General features: G+C 69.4%; 21 protein-coding genes, 1 tRNA gene and 1 riboswitch. Of the genes, 6 read left to right on the top strand and 16 right to left on the bottom strand.

Annotation, left to right across the window (positions count from 1 at the left end):
- Positions 1 to 37 precede the first annotated feature (37 nt).
- The 15 genes from F9288_RS17735 to F9288_RS17805 form a co-directional block, all read right to left on the bottom strand.
- Entirely contained in the window at positions 38 to 1,090 is a 1,053-nt protein-coding gene (locus F9288_RS17735; protein WP_174838011.1) for a Glu/Leu/Phe/Val dehydrogenase, read from the bottom strand.
- A 94-nt stretch (positions 1,091 to 1,184) separates the two neighbouring features.
- Positions 1,185 to 1,261 (bottom strand) — tRNA-His (locus F9288_RS17740).
- 49 nt (positions 1,262 to 1,310) lie between these two features.
- The gene (gspN, locus tag F9288_RS17745; RefSeq protein WP_254620936.1) at positions 1,311 to 2,027 is read right to left on the bottom strand and encodes a type II secretion system protein N; all 717 of its coding nucleotides are present in this window, start codon (positions 2,025 to 2,027) and stop codon (positions 1,311 to 1,313) included.
- Entirely contained in the window at positions 2,024 to 2,497 is a 474-nt protein-coding gene (gene gspM / locus F9288_RS17750) for a type II secretion system protein GspM (RefSeq protein ID WP_174838012.1), read from the bottom strand. Before gspM ends, gspN begins: the two co-directional genes overlap by 4 nt.
- The gene (gspL, locus tag F9288_RS17755) at positions 2,494 to 3,582 is read right to left on the bottom strand and encodes a type II secretion system protein GspL (protein WP_174838013.1); all 1,089 of its coding nucleotides are present in this window, start codon (positions 3,580 to 3,582) and stop codon (positions 2,494 to 2,496) included. The genes gspM and gspL overlap by 4 nt, the downstream gene beginning before the upstream one ends.
- The gene (gene gspK, locus F9288_RS17760) at positions 3,579 to 4,550 is read right to left on the bottom strand and encodes a type II secretion system minor pseudopilin GspK (RefSeq protein WP_174838014.1); all 972 of its coding nucleotides are present in this window, start codon (positions 4,548 to 4,550) and stop codon (positions 3,579 to 3,581) included. The genes gspL and gspK overlap by 4 nt, the downstream gene beginning before the upstream one ends.
- Positions 4,540 to 5,154, bottom strand: coding sequence for a type II secretion system minor pseudopilin GspJ (gene gspJ / locus F9288_RS17765; protein WP_174838015.1), 615 nt, complete (start codon positions 5,152 to 5,154; stop codon positions 4,540 to 4,542). Before gspJ ends, gspK begins: the two co-directional genes overlap by 11 nt.
- On the bottom strand, positions 5,151 to 5,534 hold the full coding sequence (gene gspI / locus F9288_RS17770; protein ID WP_174838016.1) for a type II secretion system minor pseudopilin GspI: 384 nt from the start codon (positions 5,532 to 5,534) through the stop codon (positions 5,151 to 5,153). The genes gspJ and gspI overlap by 4 nt, the downstream gene beginning before the upstream one ends.
- A complete protein-coding gene (locus F9288_RS17775) occupies positions 5,527 to 5,994 on the bottom strand; it encodes a GspH/FimT family pseudopilin (protein WP_174838017.1) in 468 nt (155 codons plus the stop codon). Before F9288_RS17775 ends, gspI begins: the two co-directional genes overlap by 8 nt.
- Positions 5,969 to 6,418, bottom strand: a complete 450-nt coding sequence (gene gspG, locus F9288_RS17780; RefSeq protein ID WP_174839159.1) for a type II secretion system major pseudopilin GspG — start codon at positions 6,416 to 6,418, stop codon at positions 5,969 to 5,971. The genes F9288_RS17775 and gspG overlap by 26 nt, the downstream gene beginning before the upstream one ends.
- A gap of 9 nt (positions 6,419 to 6,427) precedes the next feature.
- Entirely contained in the window at positions 6,428 to 7,651 is a 1,224-nt protein-coding gene (gene gspF / locus F9288_RS17785) for a type II secretion system inner membrane protein GspF (protein WP_174838018.1), read from the bottom strand.
- On the bottom strand, positions 7,644 to 9,158 hold the full coding sequence (locus F9288_RS17790; RefSeq protein ID WP_174838019.1) for a GspE/PulE family protein: 1,515 nt from the start codon (positions 9,156 to 9,158) through the stop codon (positions 7,644 to 7,646). The genes gspF and F9288_RS17790 overlap by 8 nt, the downstream gene beginning before the upstream one ends.
- A complete protein-coding gene (gene gspD / locus F9288_RS17795) occupies positions 9,155 to 11,356 on the bottom strand; it encodes a type II secretion system secretin GspD (RefSeq protein ID WP_174838020.1) in 2,202 nt (733 codons plus the stop codon). Before gspD ends, F9288_RS17790 begins: the two co-directional genes overlap by 4 nt.
- Positions 11,353 to 12,141, bottom strand: coding sequence for a type II secretion system protein N (locus F9288_RS17800; RefSeq protein WP_368076164.1), 789 nt, complete (start codon positions 12,139 to 12,141; stop codon positions 11,353 to 11,355). Before F9288_RS17800 ends, gspD begins: the two co-directional genes overlap by 4 nt.
- A 255-nt stretch (positions 12,142 to 12,396) precedes the next feature.
- The gene (locus F9288_RS17805) at positions 12,397 to 13,797 is read right to left on the bottom strand and encodes a short-chain fatty acyl-CoA regulator family protein (RefSeq protein WP_174838022.1); all 1,401 of its coding nucleotides are present in this window, start codon (positions 13,795 to 13,797) and stop codon (positions 12,397 to 12,399) included.
- 104 nt (positions 13,798 to 13,901) lie between these two features.
- On the opposite strand from F9288_RS17805, the gene F9288_RS17810 reads away from it, so the two are divergent.
- The 6 genes from F9288_RS17810 (at position 13,902) to metE (ending at position 22,927) form a co-directional block, all read left to right on the top strand.
- Positions 13,902 to 14,192 carry a hypothetical protein gene (locus tag F9288_RS17810; RefSeq protein ID WP_174838023.1) on the top strand — a complete coding sequence of 97 codons (291 nt, stop codon included), beginning with the start codon at positions 13,902 to 13,904 and terminating at the stop codon, positions 14,190 to 14,192.
- A complete protein-coding gene (gene acnD, locus F9288_RS17815; RefSeq protein ID WP_174838024.1) occupies positions 14,189 to 16,810 on the top strand; it encodes a Fe/S-dependent 2-methylisocitrate dehydratase AcnD in 2,622 nt (873 codons plus the stop codon). Before F9288_RS17810 ends, acnD begins: the two co-directional genes overlap by 4 nt.
- Positions 16,807 to 17,994, top strand: a complete 1,188-nt coding sequence (prpF, locus tag F9288_RS17820; protein ID WP_174838025.1) for a 2-methylaconitate cis-trans isomerase PrpF — start codon at positions 16,807 to 16,809, stop codon at positions 17,992 to 17,994. The genes acnD and prpF overlap by 4 nt, the downstream gene beginning before the upstream one ends.
- Positions 17,995 to 18,018: 24 nt before the next feature.
- The gene (prpC, locus tag F9288_RS17825) at positions 18,019 to 19,179 is read left to right on the top strand and encodes a 2-methylcitrate synthase (protein WP_174838026.1); all 1,161 of its coding nucleotides are present in this window, start codon (positions 18,019 to 18,021) and stop codon (positions 19,177 to 19,179) included.
- A 9-nt stretch (positions 19,180 to 19,188) separates the two neighbouring features.
- Positions 19,189 to 20,109 (top strand): methylisocitrate lyase, encoded by a 921-nt coding sequence (prpB, locus tag F9288_RS17830; protein WP_174838027.1) that lies wholly within the window; start codon positions 19,189 to 19,191, stop codon positions 20,107 to 20,109.
- A gap of 135 nt (positions 20,110 to 20,244) precedes the next feature.
- A riboswitch (cobalamin riboswitch) is annotated at positions 20,245 to 20,468 on the top strand.
- 134 nt (positions 20,469 to 20,602) lie between these two features.
- Positions 20,603 to 22,927 (top strand): 5-methyltetrahydropteroyltriglutamate--homocysteine S-methyltransferase, encoded by a 2,325-nt coding sequence (gene metE, locus F9288_RS17835; RefSeq protein ID WP_368076165.1) that lies wholly within the window; start codon positions 20,603 to 20,605, stop codon positions 22,925 to 22,927.
- A gap of 121 nt (positions 22,928 to 23,048) precedes the next feature.
- Here metE and F9288_RS17840 read toward each other — a convergent pair whose 3' ends face one another.
- Positions 23,049 to 23,351 carry a hypothetical protein gene (locus F9288_RS17840; protein ID WP_174838028.1) on the bottom strand — a complete coding sequence of 101 codons (303 nt, stop codon included), beginning with the start codon at positions 23,349 to 23,351 and terminating at the stop codon, positions 23,049 to 23,051.
- Positions 23,352 to 23,376 lie beyond the last annotated feature (25 nt).

Genomic DNA, 23,376 nt, shown 5'->3' on the forward strand with positions numbered 1-23,376 from the left:
CCGGCTCTCGCCGGGCCGACCGGCGGGCGAGTTCCCTTCAGCCCCGCCCGATCAGCCGCTGCGCGATACGATCGGCGACGACCGAGGCGGGATCGCCGCTTGCTTCGCTCTCGTTCCACACCTGATCGAGCCGCTCCGGGATACGGGCGATGCGCGCGCGCACCTCCGCCTCGTCGCCCTGCCCGAGATATTCCAGCCCGACGTTGATGATACCGCCGGCGTTGGCGACATAATCGGGCGTGTAGAGGATGCCGCGTTCGTGGATGCGCCGGCCGTCCTCGCTCGTCGCGAGCTGGTTGTTCGCACCGCCCGCGACCACCCTGGCCTTCAGCGCGGCGATCGACCGCTCGTCCAGCACCGCCCCCAGCGCATTGGGACTGACCAGATCGACGTCGAGCGAGAGGATATCCCCGGTCGCGGCGACGCGCGCGCCGATCTCCGCCGCCAGCGCCTCCGCGCGGCCACGATCGACGTCGGCGATCGTCAGCACCGCGCCGTCCTTCGCCAGCAATCGCGCGACGCCGCCGCCGACCGAGCCGACGCCCTGCACCGCGATTCGCACGCCCTTCATGTCGCTCGCGCCCAGCCCGCGCTTCGCCGCCGCCTTGACGCTGAGATAGACGCCCAGCGCGGTGAAAGGCCCCGGATCGCCACCCGCCGCGCCGCTCGCGACCGGCAGGCCCGAGACGTAGCGCGTTTCGTCCGCGATCACCTTCATCCGCTCGACGGACATGCCGACATCCTCGGCGGTGACGTAGCGGCCGCCGAGCGACTCGACAGCACGGCCGAACGCCTTGAGCTGTTCTTCGCTGATCGTCGCGCCGGGCGCGGGGGCGAGCACCACGCCCTTGCCGCCGCCCAGTGCCAGCCCGGCCATCGCATTCTTGTAGCTCATGCCGCGCGACAGGCGCAGCGCATCGGTGATCGCGTCGCGGCCATCGGCATAATGCCAGAAGCGCGCGCCGCCCATCGCCGGGCCGAGCGCGGTGGAGTGGATCGCGATGACCGCATGAAGCCCCGACGCCCGATCGGTGAACAGATGAACGCCCTCATGGGCGTCGAAATCGGGGAAGCCCCAGTCCATCGTCATCGCAGCTTCGCCTCCTGCGCAATAAAAACACTCGGAGACGTAATAAAGTTATAGCCAGCCGAACGCCAGCCAATTCGCCGATGGTGGAGGAAGATGGGGCGATCGACGGGACTTGAACCCGCGACCCTCGGTACCACAAACCGATGCTCTAACCAACTGAGCTACGATCGCCGCATGGGATGCGCGCCCCTAGCGGGGGTGCGGGCATCTGGTCAAGCTGTCAGAATCTCCCCTCGATCGCCAATTGCATCCCCCGATCGGTCTGGACGAAGCCGAACCCCTGCAAACGCGCCGCCTGCGCCGGATCGGCGGCGGCCAGCGTGAGGTCCGCGCGATAGCGGCCGTCCGGCCAGATGCGGATCGTCGAGCCTTCGCCCGCCGGGCTGGTGAGCGGCAGCAGCAGCGCGCCGGAATCGCAGCGCGGCGTGCCGCTCATCGAGGTGGGGATCGCCTGCCCCGCGACGTCGCCGGTCAACACCGCGCGCACCCGGCCCGCCGCGCGGTCGCAACGATCGTCGGCGAAGCGGACATCGACGTCCTCCAGTTCCAGCGTCGTCACCGGCACGGGATTGAAGGCGCTGCCCACCGGCAGGCCGGCGGTGACGCCACGCAGGCCGATCGTGTGGCGCGTCATCTCCACCGCGCCGGCCACGCGCGGACCCGCCGTTCCCTCCGGCGCGGCGAGCGCGACACGGGCGTGGCCGAGCAGCAATTGCAGGGGCGAGACGCGCGCCGAAAGGTCGCCCAGCGCGATATCACCGAACCGCGCCTCCGCCAGCGAGCCGGACCAGATGCTGCCGCGCACCTCGCGCGCGGTCATCCCCGCCTCGGCCAGCCCGAACCACCCCAGCGCCAGCCGCATCGGCAGGAACAGGACCAGCGCGGCGACCAGCATCGCCACGAACAAGGTGCCGCGACCGGTCGCCAGGCGGATCACGGGCGCCGCGCCTTGAGCGTCAGTTGCGCGGCGACCGTGCCGTCGCCGTTGCGGGTGATCGTGCCGGCATCGACCAGCACGCCATCGCCCTCCAGCCCCGCGAGCCAGCCGAGCAGCGGCGCGCCCTTGGCGCTGGCGATCGAGACGCGCACGCGGTCGCCGTCGGGATCGAGGCCGGCGAGCGGGAAGCCGGCGGCATCGGCGCGCTCGCGCACCGCGTCCGGCAGCGGCGCCTCAAGCGGCGCGGGGCGCCCGCGCAGGATCGCATGGACGGCATTGGCGCGCGTCCGCGTCTCGCCGAGCCGGATCACCGCGTCATTATAGCGTTCGCGGGTGGCGGACAGCCCATCGCGCACCGGGCGGATCACCCCGGCCCACACCAACGTCACCGCGAGCAGCGCGAGCATCACCAGGATCAGCCGCCGTTCCCGCAATGAGCGCGAGTCGAACCATGTACGGAGCGCGCTCATCGCGAACTCACCGTAAGCTGCCCCTTCAATCGCCCGCCGGTCGACTCGAACGCGCCGCCGCTCACCGCGAAGCCGGCGTCGCGCAGGCGGGCCTGGAGCGCATTGGCCACGGCGTCGCCGTCCACCGTCACCGTGATGCCGAGATCGCCGTTGGGCTGGAAATCGAGCGCCTCCACCTCCGCGCCCTGCACCGGGCGGATCGCGGACAGCGCGGCGGCGACCGTCCGCGTGAAGCCCTGCCCCGGCCCGCGCAACCGCGAGAGCCGCTCGTCGAGCGCGCGGCTCGCGTCCGCCACCGCGCCGGCGTCGCGGGGCAGCGCCCGACGCGCGATCGCATCCGCCTGCGCCTCCAGTCGATCGGCGGCGAGCGCATAGCGGGCGATCGTCGCCAGATCGATCGCCAGCGTCGCCAGCAGTATCAGCGCGAGCAACAGCGCAAGCCGCCGCGCCAGCGCCCAGTCGATCGCGCGGCGACGACGGCGCATGAACGCCCCCTGCCGCAGGTTGAGCGGCGGCGCGGCGGCCGCGCTCGCCAGCGCCCGCTCCAGCGCCGCGCGGTCCAAAGTCTCGGGCGCGACGCCACCGGTGATGAATTCGGTGAGGCCCTGCTCGTCGGCGAATCCGCTCGCCGGCCCGCGCACCACTGCCTGCCCGCCGAGATCGGCGCGGACGAAGCCGTCCTCCGTCGCCGGCAGCAGCAACGGGGCGGGGATCATCGTCGCGGGATCAACGCCGATCGCCAGCAGCGAATCGAGCCACTCCCGCATCCGGGCGGCGGAGACCACGCCGATCGGACGGTCCTCGCCCTCCGCCTCGCCGACCGCGACGTGGAGCTGCTCCTGCGGCGTCGCGCTGGCGTCGCTCACCACGATCCGCGCGGCGGCAGCGGCCTGCGCGATCGAGCGCGCGGGCAAGGCGGCCCAGTGCAACGTCACCGCGTCGGCGGGCGCCACCGCCACGACGGGCGCGCCGTCAGCCTCCGGCACGCCCTCGCCGCGCGCGGCCACGGCATCGCCATCGATCCGCAGCCAGCGCCACGGATCGCCGATGCGCGGCGGGAGAAAGAGCAACGTCGCGGTCGTCACAATTCCCCCCATTGCCGCGAGACGAGCCGCGCGGGAAGTGTGCTCGCGTCGATCAGCCCGCGTTCCTCCATCGTTATGCCGCGCACCGTAACCTCCACGCGCAGCGCGAACCAGCGCGAGGTGACATCCACCTGACCGGCCGCGAGCGGATCGGCGCTGATCCCGGACTGGCCGGCCGGTTTCCAGATGGCGTCGCGATTGGCATAGCCGTCGGGCGGCCGGCGCATGAGGATCGCGCGCGCGCCGGCCATGCCGCTACCGTCCGGCAGCAGCATCGCGAGCAGCGGGGCCTGTTCGGGCGTGAGCGTGTTGACGTTGATCCGCGATCGCTCGGCGCGCGGCAGGGCGCAGATCCACGGCCGCAGCTTCGCGTAGCTTTCGGCCGTCACGCCGGCGACGGCGCGCAATTCACTGGGATCGGCCATCAGCGTGCCGGAAGTGCGATAGCCGGGCTGGCCACCGAGATAGGCCGCGTCCTCAGCGCCGCCCGGCAGCGGCGTGTCGTCGCTGTCGATCCAGTCGGCGGCGGCGGCGGCGATGCCCTCGCCATTGCTGACGCCGATCAGCCGCATCAGCCGCGCGAACTGGTCGACCGCGGGCGTGTAGGCGGCGTAGCGCCCGTCCGGTCCATGCGTGACGAGGCTGTTGAGGTTGAAGCAATTCCCGCCGTCCGTGACGCGCGCGATCGCCGTCCCCTCCGGCAGCGGCAGCGCGATGGGGCGGCCGCTCCATCCGCCGGCCAGCGTGACGCGGCTGGCGTCCTGCCGCAGCAACGCGGTGATGCGGGTCGTCGCCAGCGTCTCCGCCGCCTGCGCATAGGCGCGCGCCTGTTCGAGCGCGATGGCATTGCCGCCGAGCCGCGTCGCCAGCCGCAGCTTCTCCAGCCCGGCCGCCGCCATCACCGCGATCACCGCGACGAGCAGCAGCACGGTGAGCAGCGCCGCGCCACGCTCGCGCTCAGAGGACATTGTTCCTGCCCGTCCCGAGCGGCGCGTAGCCGGTGCCGGCGAGGAACATTTCGCGCAGCGTCGTGCCATCCCGGCGCGTGATCGTCAGCTCCACCGCCTCCGGCAGCGGCGCACCCTGCGTCCCGTCCCAATGGTCGCTCCACGCGCCTTGAAAGCGGTAGCGCAGCGCGATCGCCTTGACCCCTTCCAGCATCGCGCCGGGGGGATAAGGTTCGACGCCGTCGAGCATCGGATAGCCGACGCGCTCGATCGCCTCTCCGGCGAGCCGGTATTCGACCTTCTGCAAGGAGGCGCGCGGCGCATCGTCGATATTGCCCCAGCCGCCGCGCACCAGCCGCAGCGTCGTCGCGGTGCCGACGAAGGCCGGCAGCAGCACGCCACGCTCGTCGCGTGCCGGCCGATCGACCGCCTGCGCCAGATCGGCGCCGAGGATCGACGCGAGCCGCTGCACCGCGCCGATATCGTCGAGCCGCGCGCCCGCCGTGCCCTGCGCCCGGATGCTGAACGACAGCATCGCCACGCCGGCCGCCGCGATCATCCCGAAGATCAGCAGCGCGATCATCACCTCGACCAGCGTGAAACCGGCTGTACGATGCGCGCTCATTGCGTCTGCTCCGCCGGCGGGCGGACCATCGTCATCCGGGCGGCCTCGCGACCGTCCTGGCCCGAAACGGTGACGTCGATCCGCATCACCTGCCCGTCGCCGATCGTGCGCGCCTCGCGCGTCCAATGCCAGTCGCGGCCGCCGTTACGCTCGCTGCCCTCGATCCTGCCCGCGGTGGGCGGACGGGCATCGGTGACCGCCTCGATCGCGATATTGCGCGCGACGGTCTGGGCGAGGAGCGTCGTATCCAGCACGCCGGTCGAGCGGATCGTCGCGCCCTCCAGCCGGATCAGCGCCAGCGCCGCGAGGCTGAACACCGCCAGCGCGACCATGATCTCGATCAGCGTGAAGCCGCGTTCGGACAGGCGCCGCTCAGCCATCGACGCGCACCGCGCCGGTCGGGTCGATCGTCACCGTCGCCCGCGCGCGCTCGCGCAGCAGCGGAATCGCCGCCGGACGATCCGCCATGCCGGTCGCGTCGAAGGTGACGCGCAGCCGGTCGCCGATCGTCGCGGTAGTGCCCCGCCCCCATTGCGCAACCGTCAACGGCTTCTCATCCATCGCCACCCAGCGTCCGCCCTCCCAGCGATCGAAGCCATAGCCGCCGGGCGTCACCCACACGCTCACCGGCCGCGCGTCGACGATCGCGCCGTCACGCGCGGCGCGGACGCGCAAGGCGAAGCGCGCCGCCTCATCGATCACGCGCCCGCGCGGATCGGGCATCGCCAGCACCGCCGCCGCCGTCGCCAGCGCGATCACCAGCATGACGACCATCAACTCGATCAGCGTGAAGCCCGCCGATCGGCCCGGATAGCTATTGCCAGGAGCCGATATCGCCATCGACGCCCTCGCCGCCTTCCTTGCCGTCCGCGCCGAGGCTCCATACGTCGGCGGCGGAATGCTTCCCCGGCGCGGCATAGAGATACGGTCGGCCCCACGGATCGTCCGGTAGCTTCTTGAGATAGCCGCCCGCCTGATAGCGCGCCGCGTCCACGCCCTGCGGCGCCGTCACCAGCGCGCCCAGCCCCTGCGTCGTCGTGGGGTAGCTGCCGATCTGGAGCTTGTAGAGTTCCAGCGCCTGCTCGATGTTGGCGATATCCGCCTTCGCCTTCTGGATGCGCGCGGAGTCGCCGGACGGCAGCACGTTCAGTGCGACGATCGTGGCGAGCAGGCCGATGATGACGATCACCACCATCAGCTCGACAAGGGTGAACCCCTCCTCGCGGCGGCGGCGGCGGCGGCGCTTCTGTTCCTCGGTACGCATCATCATCCTCTACTGGCCGGCAAGCGTGTTGAGCTGGAGAATCGGGAGCAGGATCGACAGCACGATCGTCGCCACCACGCCGCCCATCACGACGATGATCGCCGGCTCCAGCAGCGAGAGCGCGGTGGCCGTGAAGCGATCGAACTCGCGCTCCAGGTAATCGGCGGCGCGCTCCAGCATCTCGTCGAGCCGCCCCGCCGCCTCGCCCGACGCGGCGAGATAAGTGAGCAAGGGCGGGAATACCCCCGTCCGCCGCATCGCACCGGACAGGCTGCCGCCGCCGCGAATCGATTCGGTGATCTCGTCGGAGGCAAGGCGCAGGCGGCGATTGTGGATCGTGCCGGCGGTCAGCGCCAGGCCCTCCAGCAGCGGCAGCCGGCTCGCCACCATCGTCGCCAGTGTCCGCGCCATCCGCGCGGCATGGAGATCGCGGATCAGCCGACCGAGGAACGGCACGCGCAGCAGCCAGCTATCGAAGCGCAGCCGGATCGGCGGCTGGCGCAGCGCCAGCCACGCCGCGCACGCGCAGGCGGCGAGCAGCAGCAGGATCGCCCACCACCAACGGACCAGCAGGTGCGACAGGCCGATCACGATCCGCGTCAGCAGCGGCAGTTGCTGCCCGACCGTATCGAACTGCTCCACCACCTGCGGCACGACGAACGCCATCAGCGCGAGCACCACGCCCATCGCCACCACCGCCAGGATCGCGGGATAGGTGAGCGCGGTCAGCATCTTGCCGCGAATCTCCGCTTGCCGCTCGAGCAGCACCGCCAGTCGGTCGAGGATCGTCGGCAAGGTGCCGGAGCTTTCGCCGGCCGACACCATCGCGCGGTAGAGCGTCGGGAAGCTGCGCGGCTCCCGCCCCATCGCGTCGGCCAGCCGCCGCCCCTCGACCACGCCGGCATGAACGGTGGCGACGATCGCGCGCGTCCCCTCCTGCTCGGCCTGCCGCGTGATCGTGCGCAGCGATTCCTCCAGCGGCGAGACGCGGTTGAGCGTGGCGAGCTGGCGGGTGAACAGGGTGAGCTGCTTCGTCGACATCCGCCCGGCGAGCAATTGCAGCCCGAACAACGGCTTGCCCCGCGCCGGCCGTGCCGCGCCCGGCTCGATCTTCACGACATAAAGCCGCCGCCGGTCGAGCATCGCCCGCGCCGCATCCGCATCGGCCGCCGCGACATGGCCGCGCGTCTCGTTGCCGCGCGTGTCGATCGCGAGAAAGTCGAAGTCAGCCATCGGCCGGTTCGGCTTCCATCGCGTCGTGGCGGGAGACGCGCACCGCTTCCCCGGCTGTGGTAACGCCCTGCTCCACCAGCCGGCGCGCGGCGGCGGCAAGCGTGTCGCCGGCGGCGAAGGCGCGGCGGGCGATCGCCGCCTCGTCGCCACCCTCGTTGATCAGGCGGCGGACCGTCTCGTCCACGCGCACCGCCTCGAACACGCCGACGCGGCCCTTGTAGCCGCTGTGCGAGCATTCCGCGCAGCCGCCCGGCTCGTAAACCGGCGCATCGGGCGCGATGCCCAGCAAGGTGGCGACCGTCTCACCCGCCGTCACCGGCCGACGGCACGACGGGCACAGCCGCCGCACCAGCCGCTGCGCCACCACCGCGCGCAGGGTGGAAGCGAGCAGGAACGGCTCGACCTTCATGTCGCGCATCCGCGTGATCGCGCCCACCGCGTCGTTGGTGTGGACGGTGGACAGCACGAGATGCCCGGTCAGCGACGCCTGCACCGCGATCTCCGCCGTCTCGCGATCGCGGATCTCGCCGACCATCACCACGTCCGGGTCCTGCCGCAGGATCGCGCGCAGCCCGGCGGCGAAGGTCAGCCCGACCTTGGGGTTGACCTGCGTCTGCCCCACCCCGTCGACGGCATATTCGACCGGGTCCTCCACCGTCAGGATGTTGCGGCTGCCGTCGTTGAGCAGGCGCAGCGCTGCATAGAGCGTGGTGGTCTTGCCGCTGCCGGTCGGACCGGTGACGAGGACGATGCCGTTCGGCTCGTGGATCGCGCTGTCGATCAGCGCGTGCATCCGCCGCGTCATGCCGAGCGCGTCGAGGTCGATCCCGGCATTGTCCTTGTCGAGGATGCGCAGCACCACCCGCTCGCCCGCGCGGCTCGGCAGCGTGGAGACGCGCACGTCGAGTAATTTCCCGCCCAGTGTCAGCCCCATGCGACCGTCCTGCGGCACGCGCCGCTCGGCGATATCGAGCCGCGCCATCACCTTGATGCGGCTCACCACCACCGGCGCGACATGCGGCGGCATCCGCAATGTCTCGCGCAGCACCCCGTCGATCCGCATGCGGACGACGAGGCCCGTCTCGTAAGGCTCGATATGGATGTCGCTCACGCCGTGCCGCGCGGCATCGGCGATCACGCCATTGATGAGGCGGATCGCGGGCGCGTCGTCGGCGGTGTCGAGCAGATCCTCCGCCGTGGGTATGCCGTCGGCCAGCAGGTCGAGCTCATCGCCCATGCCGACCGCCGCCAGCGCGGTCGCCTGCCCGTCCATCGCGTAATTGTCGCTCAGCAGCCGATCGAACGCGGCCGGCTCGACCAGCTCGACGGGGAACGGATGGCCGACGACGCGCCGCACCTCGATCAGCGCCCTGGGATCGGCCCCCGCACGCAACGCGACCCGCTCGCCATCGAAGATCACGCCGAAACGCCGCGCGAAGGCATAGGGAAGCTGCGCCGCCACCGCGACTGCGGCGGGCCCCTCCCCGTCCTCCACCGGCGCGTTCATTTTGCCTTCCCGCGCTTGATCGTCACCGTCGAATTGCGCTGCACCGGCACGTTGACGCGCGGGTCCTCGATATTACCCGGCACCGGCGCGGAGGGGATCGGCGGCGCGGCGCCCATGTAATCGCGCACCAGCTCGTCGATCGACGGCTCGCGCGTCCGGTCCTGTGTGCCCTGCTGGAGTCGCAGATAGCCGTAGCGCTGCTCGGTGACGCGGCGATTGTCCTCCGGCGTGCGCAGGATCGTCGGGCGGATGAACACCATCAGGTTGGTCTTGGTCCGCGTCTTCGCCTTGGAGCGGAACAGGTGCCCCAGCGCCGGAATGTCGCCGAGCAGCGGAATCTTCTCGATCGTGCGCCGCTCATTGTCGTCGAGCAGGCCGCCGATGATCGCGATCTGTCCGTCGTCGACGGTCAGCGTCGTCTCCACCTCGCGCTTGTTGAGGATCAGGTCCGAATTGTCGCTGGAGACCGGCCCGGCGATCGAGCTGACCTGCTGGTGCAGGAACAATTTGATCGAGCCGGAGGAATTGACCTGCGGCCTGACCTCGAGCTGGATGCCGACATTCTCGCGCTGCACCGTGCGGAAGGCATTGTCGAAATTCTGGCTCAACGCCTGACCGGTGGTGATCGGGATCTCCTGCCCGACGAGGATGCGCGCTTCCTGATTGTCGAGCGTGATGAGGCTCGGCGCCTGCAACAGGTTCGACGTCGTGTCCGATTTCACCGCATTGATGATCGAGCCGAAGATCGTGTCGCCGATCTGGCCGCCATAGCCCGCCAGCGCGCCGCTCGACCCGAGGATCGAGTTCACCGCCTGCTGCGCCAGGGCGTCGCTGATGCTGCTGTCGGTGCTGGTGACGGTGGTGGTGCCGTTGACGGTGGTGGTGGTGGTCGCCAGCTTCCGCGCGCCGATCGCGCCGGCGATGGTCAGCAGATTGGGCGCGGAACTGGCAAAGCTGGTCGCGCCGAACGCCCCGCCCTTCAGGCTGCCGAGCAGGAACTGGAAGCCGAGCTTGTTGGCGGTCGCGTCGGAAACCTCCGCGACGATCGCCTCGACCAGCACCTGCTCGCGCCGCGTGTCGAGCTGGCGGACGACCTCCGAAAGCTGGCGCTGGATGTCGGCGGGCGCGGCGATGACGATCGCGTTCGCGCCGACGAAGCGCGTCACCACCGCCGGGGCGCGGCCGCCCTGCGTCGTGATCGCCGCCTGCCCGGCGTTGCCGCTGCCAGGCGCGGCCTGCGCCTGCGTCTGGGAGGCGACCATCGCCGACAGCGAGTTGCCGCCCGTGCGCGCCGTGCCGCTACCGCCGGAGGAGGAGGAAGCGCCGAAATTCGATTGCGTCAGCGTGGTCTGCGGAATCTGGTCCGGCGTCTGTCCGACGAGTTGTTGCAGCACCGGCAGCAATTGCGCGGCGTCGGCGTGCTCGAGGAAGACGACGCGGATTTCGGTGCCGCTCTTGGCCTTCTGGTCCAGATCGACCGCGACCTGCGCCAGTCGCGCCACGGTCGTCGGATCGCCGCGCAGCGCGACCGAATTGGCCCCCTCCACCGCGACCACGCTGGTCGTCTGGCCGCCACCCTGCGCCGAGGTGCCGATCAGCCCTTGCAGCGCGGTGGCGATGTCGCGCGCGCCCGCGTTCTTGAGCGCGATCACGCGAGTCGAGGCGCTGTCCGTGTCGATCCGTTGCAGCACCTCGCGCACGCGGCGGATATTGTCGGCGAAATCCGCGACGACGATCGAATTGCCGCCGCGATTCGCCGTCACCGATCCCTGCGGACTGACCAGCGGGCGCACCGTATCGACCGCGCTCTGCGCGTCGATCGAGCGCAAGCGGACGATCTCGGTCACGAACTGGTTGCGCGCCGCCCCCGCCAGCCCGACGCGGCCGGGCTGGGCGGCGGCATTGTCGATCGGCTGGACGCGCAGCGCGCCGTCGCTCGTCGGCACCGCGACGAGGCCGTTCGCGCGAAGCGTCGAGAGGAACACCTCGAAATATTCGGATTTGCTGAGCGGCCGGTCGGTGACGACCGTCACCTTGCCTTGCACCCGCCCGTCGATGATGAAGACGCGCCCCGTCACCTTCGCCGCGTCGGCGATGAAGGCGCGGATATCGGCGTCGCGCACGTTGAGCGTCGTCTGCGCGAATGCTGGCGCGGCCAGCGCCAGCGCGATTCCGGTCGCGAGCGGAAGCAGCCTCATCGCGGCGCCACCGGCACGGACAGCGGCAGCGGCTGCCCGCCGCGCAGCACCGTCAGCGACAGGGTGCCGCCGTTCTTCAACCCACCGAGGATAGCGTCGAAATCGGCCGGGCTGTTCACTGGCCGGCCTCCAATCGCGGTAATGATGTCACCCTCCATCAGCCCGGCGGCACGGAACGCCGCCGCCGAGCCTTGCGGCCGCACGACGAGGCCGATGATCCGCCCGCCGTCGATTCGCGGCACGAAGCCGATATCGGCCTGAAACCTGTCGACCGCGATCGGCTCGCCGGCGGCAAGCGATTGCGGCCCTGCCGCGGCGGCCGGAACGGATGCCGGCGCCATGCTCGCGCCCGCACCGCCGCCGCTCGACTGGTCGAGGAAAAGATCCTCCCGCGCGCCGCCGCGATCGAGCGTCACATGATCGAACGCCACCTCCCTCAGCACCACGCCGGGCGCGACCTCCTCGCCCACCGCGACGCTTTTCTGCACGCCGTCCGGCCCGGCGATGATCGCCGAGCCACGCCCGGTCGCCTCATTGATCCGCGTGCCGTATAAAATGAGGTGCAGCGAGGTGACCACCGCCGACGCGCCGCCGTCCGGTGCGCCGCCGCGATAAAAGGGATCGGCGCCGCGCAACACGTCGGCCGGCGCCATCGGGATCGTCGGGCCGGCGGGCCGCCACTCACCCAGCGGCGCGACCGGCGTCACCACCGTCCAGGCGAGCCGCGCCACCTGCGCCGCCAGGCCGGCGAGCAACAGGATTTCGAGCACCGAATAAGGATTCACGGCCGGCAATCGTTTCAGGATCGCCCGCGCGCGAGCGTCGAACGTCAATTTCATGTAGCGTAACCATACCCCGCGACCGCGCGGAGCGACCCTAACCCGAGATCGCGCGCTTGTGTAATTTTTCTCGCGCTCTCGCGCCGCATCCGGCGACGGCGCGCCACCGTTCGCCGCCATCGGGCACTGTGCCTGGGGCGACGTATCTGGTGATGGGCGCGATTTCACGCTTCACCGCCGCGATCTCGCCGTCAGCAAGCGTCACGCGACCGGATAGGGAACGGAGGTCGCGAGGTTCTCGTCAATGGTCAAGGCGCGGCCGATCGGCGGGAACGCGCGCTGCGGACATGCGGGGCGATCGCATACCTTGCACCCCGCGCCGATCGGCGTAGCGGCGCTCGGATCGGCGAGATCGAGCCCGCGCGAATAGATCAGTTGGCCGGCGTGGCGGATGTCGCAGCCCAGCCCGACCGCGAAGGTCTTGCCGGGCTGGCCGAAGGCGCCGCCGCCGCTCGTCACCGTCCGCGCGATCCACAGATAGGTGCGGCCATCGGGCATCCGCGCGATCTGGCGGAGCACGCGGCCCGGTTGCGCGAACGCCTCATAGACCTTCCATAATGGGCAGGTGCCGCCGACGCGCGAGAAGTGGAAATCGGTCGCCGACTGGCGCTTCGAGATATTGCCGGCGCGATCCACCCGCACGAAGAAGAACGGCACCCCGCGCGCGCCGGGGCGCTGCAAGGTCGAGAGGCGATGGCAGATCGTCTCGAACCCGACGCCGTAGCGCCGGCCGAGGCGCTCGATATCATAATGCTCGGCCTCCGCCGCCGCGAGGAAATCGCCATAAGGCAGCACCAGCGCGCCCGCGAAATAATTGGCGAGGCCGATACGGGCGAGCCGCCGCGCCTCCTGATCGGCGAGGATCGCGTTCTCCGCCAGCCGCCCGATCTCCTCGTCGAGTTCGAGGAAGGCGAGCTGCGTCGCCATCTGGAACACCTGCTGGCCCGGCGAGAGATCGGCGGAGAGGTGCAGCAGATGGCGCGGCGCGTCAAAGCGGCGCGGGGCAGTACCTGCCTCCTCGATCGCCACCTCCACTCCATGCCGCCGCCTGAGCCAAGCGATCAGCCCGGCATGGGTCGTGCGCGGTGACAGCGCGGCATCGCGATAGATGCGCTCGGCGGCTTCATCGAGCGGCGCGACATGGTTGTGGCGCGCGTAGAAGAAATCGCGGACCTGCTCGAACGGCTGGCGCGCGCGGCCGCCGGCGGTCCATTCGTCGCCCAGCTCGGCCGCCATGGCGTCGCCCCGCTCGATCGCCTCGCGATAGCGCCGGTGCAGCGCGACGAGCGTGCGCCCCACCGCCGGCATGTTCGCGGCCAGCTCGCGCAGCTCGGCGATCGACACGCTCTCGCCGCCATCGGCGATCGCGTCGCGCACGTCGGTGATGAGCCGCGCCTCCTCGTCCTCGGAGAATAGCTGGACGTCGATCCCGAACACCGCGTTGAGCTTGAGCAGGATCGGCACCGTCAGCGGGCGCTGGTTCTGCTCGAGCTGGTTCAGGTAGCTCGGCGAGATGCCGAGCGCCTGCGCCAGCTCGACCTGCTTGAGGCTCCGCTCCTCGCGCAACCGTCGCAGCCGCACGCCCATATATGCCTTGCGCATCGTCATCCGATCTTCGCAAAATTCGCTAATTCGCAACCTGGCATTTGCAGCCCTTCGCTCTTTCAGCCCTTCCAGCTACCAGCCGCATTGCGGATTATGCGAATATGCCTGACCGCATCCATCCGCAAGGGACCGACCTGTTCCAGCGCATCATCGATGCCGCTGCCGCGCGGGCGCGGATCGCGCTGGGCGACCGGCCGATGCTCCGCCGCTGCGAGGATGTGACGATCGGATGCGGGCACGGCGAATTGCGATTCGAGGCGTGGTGCGTCCGCGAAGGCGACGGGCTGGCGACGATCACCGCACTGGCCACCAGCCGCGACGGGCAAGGACAGGAGCGGATGGCCGCCGCCGGGCGCTTCACCTTCGGCGTCGATCGGGAAGGATTGGAATGAACAGCACCTATCGCAAGCCGTTGCCCGGCACCGCGCTCGATTATTTCGACGCCCGCGCGGCGATCGAGACGATCCGGCCGGGCGCCTATGACGGCCTGCCCTATGTTTCGCGCGTGCTGGCCGAGCAGCTCGTGCGGCGCTGCGATCCGGCGCTGCTGGACGATGCGCTGCGGCAGATCGTGGAGCGTCGGCGCGACATGGATTTCCCCTGGTATCCCGCCCGCGTCGTCTGCCACGACATCCTCGGCCAGACGGCCTTGGTCGATCTCGCCGGGCTGCGTGATGCGATCGCGGATCAGGGTGGCGATCCGGCCAAGGTCAACCCCGTGGTGCCGACGCAGCTCATCGTCGATCACAGCCTCGCGGTGGAATATGCCGGGTTCGATCCCGAAGCCTTCGCGAAGAACCGCGCGGTGGAGGATCGCCGCAACGAGGATCGCTTCGACTTCATCGAATGGACCAGGAAGGCGTTCGAGAATGTCGACGTGATCCCCGCCGGCAACGGCATCATGCACCAGATCAACCTGGAGAAGATGTCCCCGGTGGTGCAGGCGCGCGACGGGGTGGCCTTCCCGGACACCTGCGTCGGCACGGACAGCCACACCCCGCATGTCGATGCCTTGGGCGTGATCGCGGTCGGCGTCGGCGGGCTGGAGGCGGAGACGGTGATGCTCGGCCGCCCGTCGATGATGCGGCTGCCCGATATCGTCGGCGTCAAGCTCACCGGCAGGCGCCGGCCTGGCATCACCGCCACCGACATCGTGCTGGCGCTCACCGAGTTCCTGCGCCGGGAGCGCGTGGTCGGCGCGTGGGTGGAGTTCTTCGGCGAGGGCGCGGACAGCCTGACGATCGGCGACCGCGCGACCATCTCGAACATGTGCCCCGAATATGGCGCGACCGCCGCGATGTTCCACATCGACCGGCAGACGATCGACTATCTGAAGCTGACCGGCCGCGCGCCGGAGCAGGTCGCATTGGTCGAGACCTATGCCAAGGTCACCGGCCTGTGGGCGGAGGCGCTGAGGAGCGCCGAATATGAGCGCGTGCTGACGTTCGACCTCTCCACGGTCGTCCGCAACATGGCCGGCCCGTCCAACCCGCACCGCCGCCTGCCGACCTCGGCGCTGGAGGAACGCGGCATCGCCGTCAATCTCGACGCCGCGATGGCAGAAGAGCGCGAGGGGCTGCTGCCGGACGGCGCGGTCATCATCGCCGCGATCACGAGCTGCACCAACACCTCCAACCCGCGCAACGTGGTCGCCGCCGGGCTGGTCGCGAAGAAGGCCAATGCGTTGGGCCTGACGCGCAAGCCGTGGGTCAAGACCAGCTTCGCGCCGGGGTCGAAGGTGGCGCGGCTCTATCTCAAGGAAGCTGGTCTGCTGCCGGAGCTGGAGACGCTCGGCTTCGGCATCGTCGCCTACGCCTGCACCACCTGCAACGGCATGTCCGGCGCGCTCGATCCGGCGATCCAGCGGGAGATCATCGAGCGCGATCTCTATGCCACCGCCGTCCTCTCCGGGAACCGCAATTTCGACGGGCGCATCCATCCTTATGCCAAGCAGGCGTTCCTCGCCTCGCCGCCTCTGGTGGTCGCCTATGCGATCGCGGGAACGGTGCGCTTCGATATCGAGCGCGACGTGCTGGGCGTGGCGGACGGCAAGGAAATCCGCCTGAAGGATCTGTGGCCGAGCGATGAGGAGATCGACGCGATCGTCGAATCCTCGGTGAAGCCGGAGCAGTTCCATCAGGTCTATGACCCGATGTTCGCCCGCACCGGCGCGACGGAGAAGGCCAGCCCGCTCTACGACTGGCGACCGCGATCCACCTATATCCGCTGCCCGCCTTATTGGGATACCGAAGGCGTCGGCGCGCTCGCGGCCAGCCCGCGCACGCTGACGGGGATGCGCCCGCTGGCGATCCTGCCGGACAATATCACCACCGACCACCTCTCGCCCTCGAACGCGATCCTCGCGAGCTCGGCGGCGGGCGAATATCTGACGCGGATGGGCGTGCCTGAGGAGGACTTCAACTCCTATGCCACCCATCGCGGCGATCACCTGACCGCGATGCGCGCCACCTTCGCCAACCCGCAGCTCGTCAACGAGATGGCGGTGGTGGACGGCGCGGTGCGGAAAGGCTCGCTCGCCCGCGTCGAGCCGGACGGCAAGGTGATGCGGATGTGGGAGGCGATCGAGATCTATCTCGATCGCCGCCAGCCGCTCATCATCATCGCCGGGGCCGATTACGGCCAAGGCTCGTCGCGCGACTGGGCGGCGAAGGGCGTGCGGCTCGCGGGCGTGGAGGCGATCGTGGCGGAGGGCTTCGAGCGCATCCACCGCACCAACCTGATCGGCATGGGCGTGCTGCCGCTGGAGTTCAAGCCGGGCACCACGCGGCTCAACCTCGCGCTCGACGGCACCGAGACCTATGACGTGACCGGCGCGCGCGAGCCGGGGGCGGACCTGACGCTCATCATCCACCGCGCCAACGGCGTCGTCACGCGGGTGCCGGTGACGTGCCGGCTCGATACGGCCGAGGAAGTCTCGATCTACGAGGCGGGCGGCGTGCTGCAACGCTTCGCGCAGGATTTCCTCGCCTCCGAGTTGGAGGCGGCGTGATAGGACAGGCGCAGGTCCGCATCCCCGCCACCTTTATGCGCGGCGGCACGAGCAAGGGCGTGTTCTTCCGGCTGGAGGATTTGCCGGAGCGCTGCCGCGTGCCGGGCCGCGCGCGCGACCGGCTGTTCCAGCGCGTGATCGGCAGCCCCGATCCCTATGGCGCGCAGATCGACGGCATGGGCGGGGCGACCTCCAGCACCAGCAAATGCGTGATCGTCTCGCCCAGTGCGCGGGCCGATCATGACGTCGACTATCTCTACGGACAGATCGCGATCGACAGCGATTTCGTCGACTCGTCGAGCAATTGCGGCAACCTTTCCACCGCCGCCGGCGCGTTCGCGATCCACGCGGGTTACGTCGATCCGGCCCGCGCGACGGACGGCATCTGCACCGTGCGCATCTGGCAGGCGAATATCGGCAAGACGATCATCGCGCATGTGCCGGTGGCGGATGGCGCGGCGCAGGAAACTGGCGATTTCATGCTGGACGGTGTGACCTTCCCGGCGGCCGAGATCGTGCTCGAATTCCTCGATCCGGCCGATGACGGAGGGGCGATGTTCCCAACCGGCAACCTCATCGACGAACTCGACGTGCCGGAGGATATCGTCCCCGGCGGCAAGCTCCGCGCCACGCTTATCAACGCGGGCATTCCCGCCATCTTCGTCAACGCGGCCGACATTGGCTATACGGGCGCGGAACTACGCGAGGCGATCAATAGCGATCCAGCGGCGCTCGAACGCTTCGAGGCGCTGCGCACGATCGGCGCGCTGCGCATGGGCGTCATCAAGGCGCCCGAGGAGGCCGCGACGTCGCTGCGCGCTCCGGCGATCGCCTTTGTCGCGCCACCCGCCAGCTACATCGCATCGAGCGGCAGATTGGTGCGAGCCGAGGAGATCGACCTGCTCGCCCGCGCGCTGTCGATGGGCAAGCTCCACCACGCGATGATGGGCACCGCCTCGGTCGCGATCGCAGCGGCGGCGGCTGTGCCCGGCACGCTGGTGAACCTCGCGGCCGGCGGCGGCGAGCGCCGCGCCGTCCGCTTCGGCCACCCCTCCGGCACGCTCCGCGTCGGCGCGGAGGCGCGTCGGGTCGGCAACCAATGGACCATCACCAAGGCGATCATGAGCCGCAGCGCGCGCATCCTGATGGAGGGCGATGTGCGCGTGCCCGGCGATTCCTTCTGACACCCCGATCCAGGCGAGGGCTTTGTGAACGACCAACCCAGCTTCAGGCCGAAGAAATCGGTGGCGCTTTCGGGCATCACCGCCGGCAACACCGCGCTGTGCACCGTGGGGCGCACCGGCAACGACCTGCATTATCGCGGCTACGACATCCTCGATTTCGCCGAGACGAGCGAGTTCGAGGAGATCGCACACCTCCTCGTCCACGGCGAACTGCCGACCGCGACGCAGCTCGCCACCTACAAGCGCAAGCTCAGGGGCCTGCGCGGCCTGCCGCGATCGGTGAAGGGGGCGCTGGAAGCGATCCCGGCGGCGGCGCATCCGATGGACGTGATGCGCTCCGGCGTGTCGGCGCTCGGCTGCGTGCTGCCCGAGGCGCATGACCATAACCTGCCCGACGCGCGCGATATCGCCGACCGGCTGATGGCCTCGCTCGGCTCGATCCTGCTCTACTGGTATCATTTCGCGCACCACGGCCGGCGGATCGAGGTGGAGACGGACGACGACAGCATCGGCGGCCATTTCCTCCACCTGCTCCACGGCACGGCGCCGTCGGAAAGCTTCGTGCGCGCGATGCACGTCTCGCTGATCCTCTATGCCGAGCATGAGTTCAACGCCTCCACCTTCACCGCGCGGGTGATCGCGGGGACGGGATCGGACATGTATTCAGCCGTCGCCGGCGCGATCGGCGCGCTGCGCGGACCGAAGCATGGCGGCGCGAACGAGGTCGCCTATGAGATCCAGAAGCGCTACGCCACCGCCGACGAGGCGGAGGCCGATATCCGCCGCCGCGTCGAGGCGAAGGAGGTGGTGATCGGCTTCGGCCACCCGGTCTATACCGTGTCCGATCCGCGCAACGTCGTCATCAAGCGCGTCGCCAGGAGCCTCGCCGACGAGGCCGGGGCGCAGCGCCAGTTCGCGGTCGCCGAGCGGATCGAGAGCGTGATGTGGGAGGTGAAGCGGATGTTCCCCAACCTCGACTGGTTCTCCGCCGTCTCGTACAATCTGATGGGCGTGCCGACCGCGATGTTCACGCCCCTGTTCGTGATCGCGCGCACCTCCGGCTGGGCGGCGCATGTGATCGAGCAGCGACAGGACAATAAGATCATCCGCCCCTCCGCCAATTATACCGGACCCGAAAATCTCAAGTTCGTGTCACTAGCGGAGCGCGGCGAAGCGCACGCCTGAGGAGTCCACATGCCCTATCTCGTTGCCGACGACCTGCCGACCGAACCCGCCGGCAAACGCTTCCGCGCCGCGCTCGCCCGGCCCGGCATCTATCGCCTGCCCGGCGCGCATAACGGACAGGCCGCGATCCAGGCACGTAACGCCGGATTCGATGGCCTCTACCTGTCCGGCGCGGCGATGACCGCCTCGATGGGGCTGCCCGATCTCGGCATCATCACGGTGGACGAGGTGGCGTTCTTCATCCGCCAGATCGTGCGCTCGTCCGGCCTGCCGCTGCTGGTCGACGGCGACACGGGATACGGCGAGGCGCTCAACGTGATGCACATGGTCCGCACCTTCGAGGATGCGGGCGCGGGCGCGCTGCATCTGGAGGACCAGATACTGCCGAAGAAATGCGGCCACCTGAACGGCAAGAAGCTCGCCGACGCGCACGACATGGCGGCCAAGGTGGCGGCAGCGCGGAAGGCGGCGCGTGATATCGTCGTCGTCGCGCGCACCGACGCGGCGGGCGTCGAGGGCTTCGATGCGGCGGTCGAGCGCGCGAAGCTCTATGTCGCGGCGGGCGCGGACGCGATCTTCCCCGAAGCGCTCGTGACGCGCGAGATGTTCGAGAAATTCGCCGCTGCCATGCCCGGCGTGCCGCTACTCGCCAACATGACCGAGTTCGGAAAGACGCCCTTCTACACCGCGCGGGAATTCGAGGAGATGGGCTACAAGATGGTGATCTGGCCCGTCTCCTCGCTGCGCGTCGCCAACAAGGCGCAGGCGGACCTCTATGCCGCGATCGCCCGCGACGGCGGCGCGCACAACATGGTCGACCGGATGCAGACCCGCGCCGAGCTTTACGACACGATCGGCCTGCATGATTACGAGGCGCTCGACGCCTCGATCGTCCGAACGATCGTGCCGGAGGGCATCCCGCAGGGCTGAAGCGATCACCGCTCGCGGTGACGGCGGGTCGCGACGGCTGGGGAGCCTTCGCGGCCCGTTCTTTTTGCGCACGACACATGAAATAACGACATAAAGATATCTTTATATCATTGTTGACAGGCGCAACGATATGCGCGATCAGATGCGGGTCGAGGTTCCCCGTTCCACTCGTGGCGACGGGGCTAAGACGGGAAGCCGGTGGCGTCTTTCGGGGCGGAATCCGGCGCTGCCCCCCGCAACTGTGAGCGGCGAGCGGCGGCCCCATGACGTGTCACTGGTGCCCGCGCGGGCATCGGGAAGGCCGGGGCCGACGTGCTGACCCGTGAGCCAGGAGACCTGCCTTCGACGCGATAACGTTCCTCGGACGGGGGTTCCTCCGGTGGATCGCGCCAGACGCCGAAGCGTCGCGCGTCCGCCGTCGAGCGCGGGCCGCGTCCGTTCGTCCTCTCGCGCGCGCCATCCTGGTCCTTCCTTCCGGCAAGATCAGGAGTGCATGATGTCCGTTTCCGCCGCCAATCTCGGTTTCCCCCGCATCGGCCCGCGCCGCGAGCTGAAGACCGCCACCGAAGCCTATTGGGCCGGCAGGATCGATCAGGTCACGCTGCTCGACACCGCCCGCGCCCTGCGCGCCGCGACATGGGACCGACAGAAGGCGGCCGGGATCGAGGTGATCCCGAGCAACGATTTCTCCTTCTACGATCAGGTGCTGGACACCAGCGTGATGCTCGGCGCGATTCCCGACATCTATCGCGGGCTGGGCGCGGCGGATTCGCTCGACGTCTATTTCGCGATGGCGCGCGGCACGCGGACCGAGGCGCATGACGAAGGCTGCGCGCACGGCCACGGCGCGGGCGCGGACGTGCCGGCGCAGGAAATGACGAAGTGGTTCGACACCAATTACCACTACATGGTGCCGGAGGTCGCGCCGGATCAAATCTTCGCGCTCTCCACCACCAAGCCAATCGAGCATTTCAGGGAAGCCAAGGCGCTAGGTTACCATACCCGCCCGGTGATTCTCGGCCCGGTGACGTGGCTGCTGCTCGCCAAGTCCCGCGTCGAGGGCTTCGATCCATTATCGCTGCTGCCGGCGCTGCTGCCGGTCTATACCGAACTGCTCGAGCGGCTCCGTTACGCCGGCGCGGACTGGGTGCAGATCGACGAGCCGGCGCTGGTGCTCGATCTCTCCGACGAAGCGCGCGACGCCTATCGAGCGGCTTATGCCGAGCTGGGCAAGGTAAGCGGTATCAGGCTGATGCTCGCCACCTATTTCGGCGCGCTGGGCGACAATCTCGCCACCGCGCTGGCGCTGCCGGTCGCGGGGCTGCACGTCGATCTGGTCCGCGCGCCCGGACAACTCGACGCGGTGCTGTCCGACGCGCGCGAGGATCTTGTCCTGTCGCTCGGCGTGATCGACGGCCGCAACATCTGGAAGGCGGACCTCACCGCCCTGCTCGATCGCTATGAGTCGGTGGCGAAGCGGCGCGCGGCGGTGCAGATCGCGCCGTCCTGCTCCTTGCTCCACACGCCGGTCGATCTCGCGCTGGAGACGAAGCTCGATCCGGAGATCAGGGACTGGCTCGCCTTCGCGACGCAGAAGCTGGAGGAGATCGCCGTCCTGCGGCACGGGCTGGCGGAAGGCCGCTACATCATCTCCGCCGAGCTTGCCGCCAATGCGGATTCGATCGCGCGCCGCCGCCGCTCGCCCCTCACCAACAACCGCGCGGTGCGCGAGCGGCTGGCCGGGGTGGATGCCGAATGGGCGCGCCGCGAACAGCCGTTCGCCCAGCGCATCAAGCGCCAGCAGGCGATCCTCAACCTGCCCCTGCTGCCGACCACTACCATCGGCTCCTTCCCGCAGACCGCCGAGGTGCGCAAGGCGCGCGCCGCGCACGACAAGGGCGCGCTGGACACCGCCGGCTACGAGGCGTTCCTGCGCGAGGAGACCGAACGCGCGGTGCGCTGGCAGGAGGAGATCGGCCTCGACGTGCTGGTCCACGGCGAGTTCGAGCGCAACGACATGGTGCAATATTTCGGCGAGCAGCTCGCGGGTTTCGCCTTCAGCCGCGCCGGCTGGGTGCAGAGCTACGGCTCGCGTTGCGTCCGTCCGCCGATCATCTACGGCGACGTGTCGCGGCCGAAGCCGATGACGGTCGCATGGTGGCGCTATGCCCAGTCGCTGACGGACAGGCCGATGAAGGGGATGCTCACCGGCCCGGTAACGATCCTGCAATGGTCGTTCGTGCGCGACGACCAGCCGCGCGCCGACACCTGCCGCCAGATCGCGCTGGCGATCCGCGACGAGGTGCTCGATCTCGAAAAGGCCGGCGCGAGGATCATCCAGATCGACGAAGCCGCGCTGCGCGAGGGCCTGCCGCTGCGCCGCGCGGACTGGCGGCAATATCTCGACTGGGCGGTGGAATGTTTCCGCATCTCCGCCTCAGGTGTCGCGCCGGAGACGCAGATCCACACGCATATGTGCTATTCGGAGTTCAACGACATCATCACGGCGATCGGCGCGATGGACGCGGATGTGATCTCGATCGAGACCTCGCGATCGAAGATGGAGCTGCTGGACGCCTTCATCAGCTACCAATATCCCAACGAGATCGGGCCGGGCGTGTACGATATCCATTCCCCCCGCATCCCTTCGAGCGCCGAAATGGAGCGGTTGCTCATCAAGGCGGGCGAGCGGCTGTCCGCCGCGCAGATCTGGGTGAACCCGGATTGCGGCCTCAAGACCCGAAAATGGGAGGACGTGAAACCCGCGCTGGTCAATATGGTCGATGCGGCCAGGGACGCGCGGGCGGCCCTCGCCTAGAATCGATCGCGGGCCGGGATGAAGCGCGACCATATCGCGCTCCATCCCGGTTCCTTCCGGTCACCCGCATTGCTCCTGACGGCCGATCGACAGCCGCGAGGAAGCAGCGGGATTTCGCCACTCAGCAGCCATTGCGGCGATTTTGCGCGGCGTCGTGCTTCTTATCGAGGTGACGCCCCAGCAACGCGCCGCCGACGCCGCCCGCGACGGTCCCGAGCACGCCGCCGCCCACCGCATTGCCGACAAGCGCGCCGCCCGCCCCGCCCGCCAGAAGGCCGGTAGTGCCGCTGCTGCGCTTGCAACGGTGATGATAATGGCGATGTGAACCCCGGTTATAGCTGCTTTGCGCGTCCGCCGCCGTAGGGACGGCGACCGGCACCATCAGCGATGCCATTACCGTGGACATGATCAGGGTCTTACGCATGACTTGGCCTCCTGTGATGATCCGG

The sequence above is a fragment of the Sphingomonas sp. CL5.1 genome (assembly GCF_013344685.1).
GTDB lineage: Bacteria > Pseudomonadota > Alphaproteobacteria > Sphingomonadales > Sphingomonadaceae > Sphingomonas.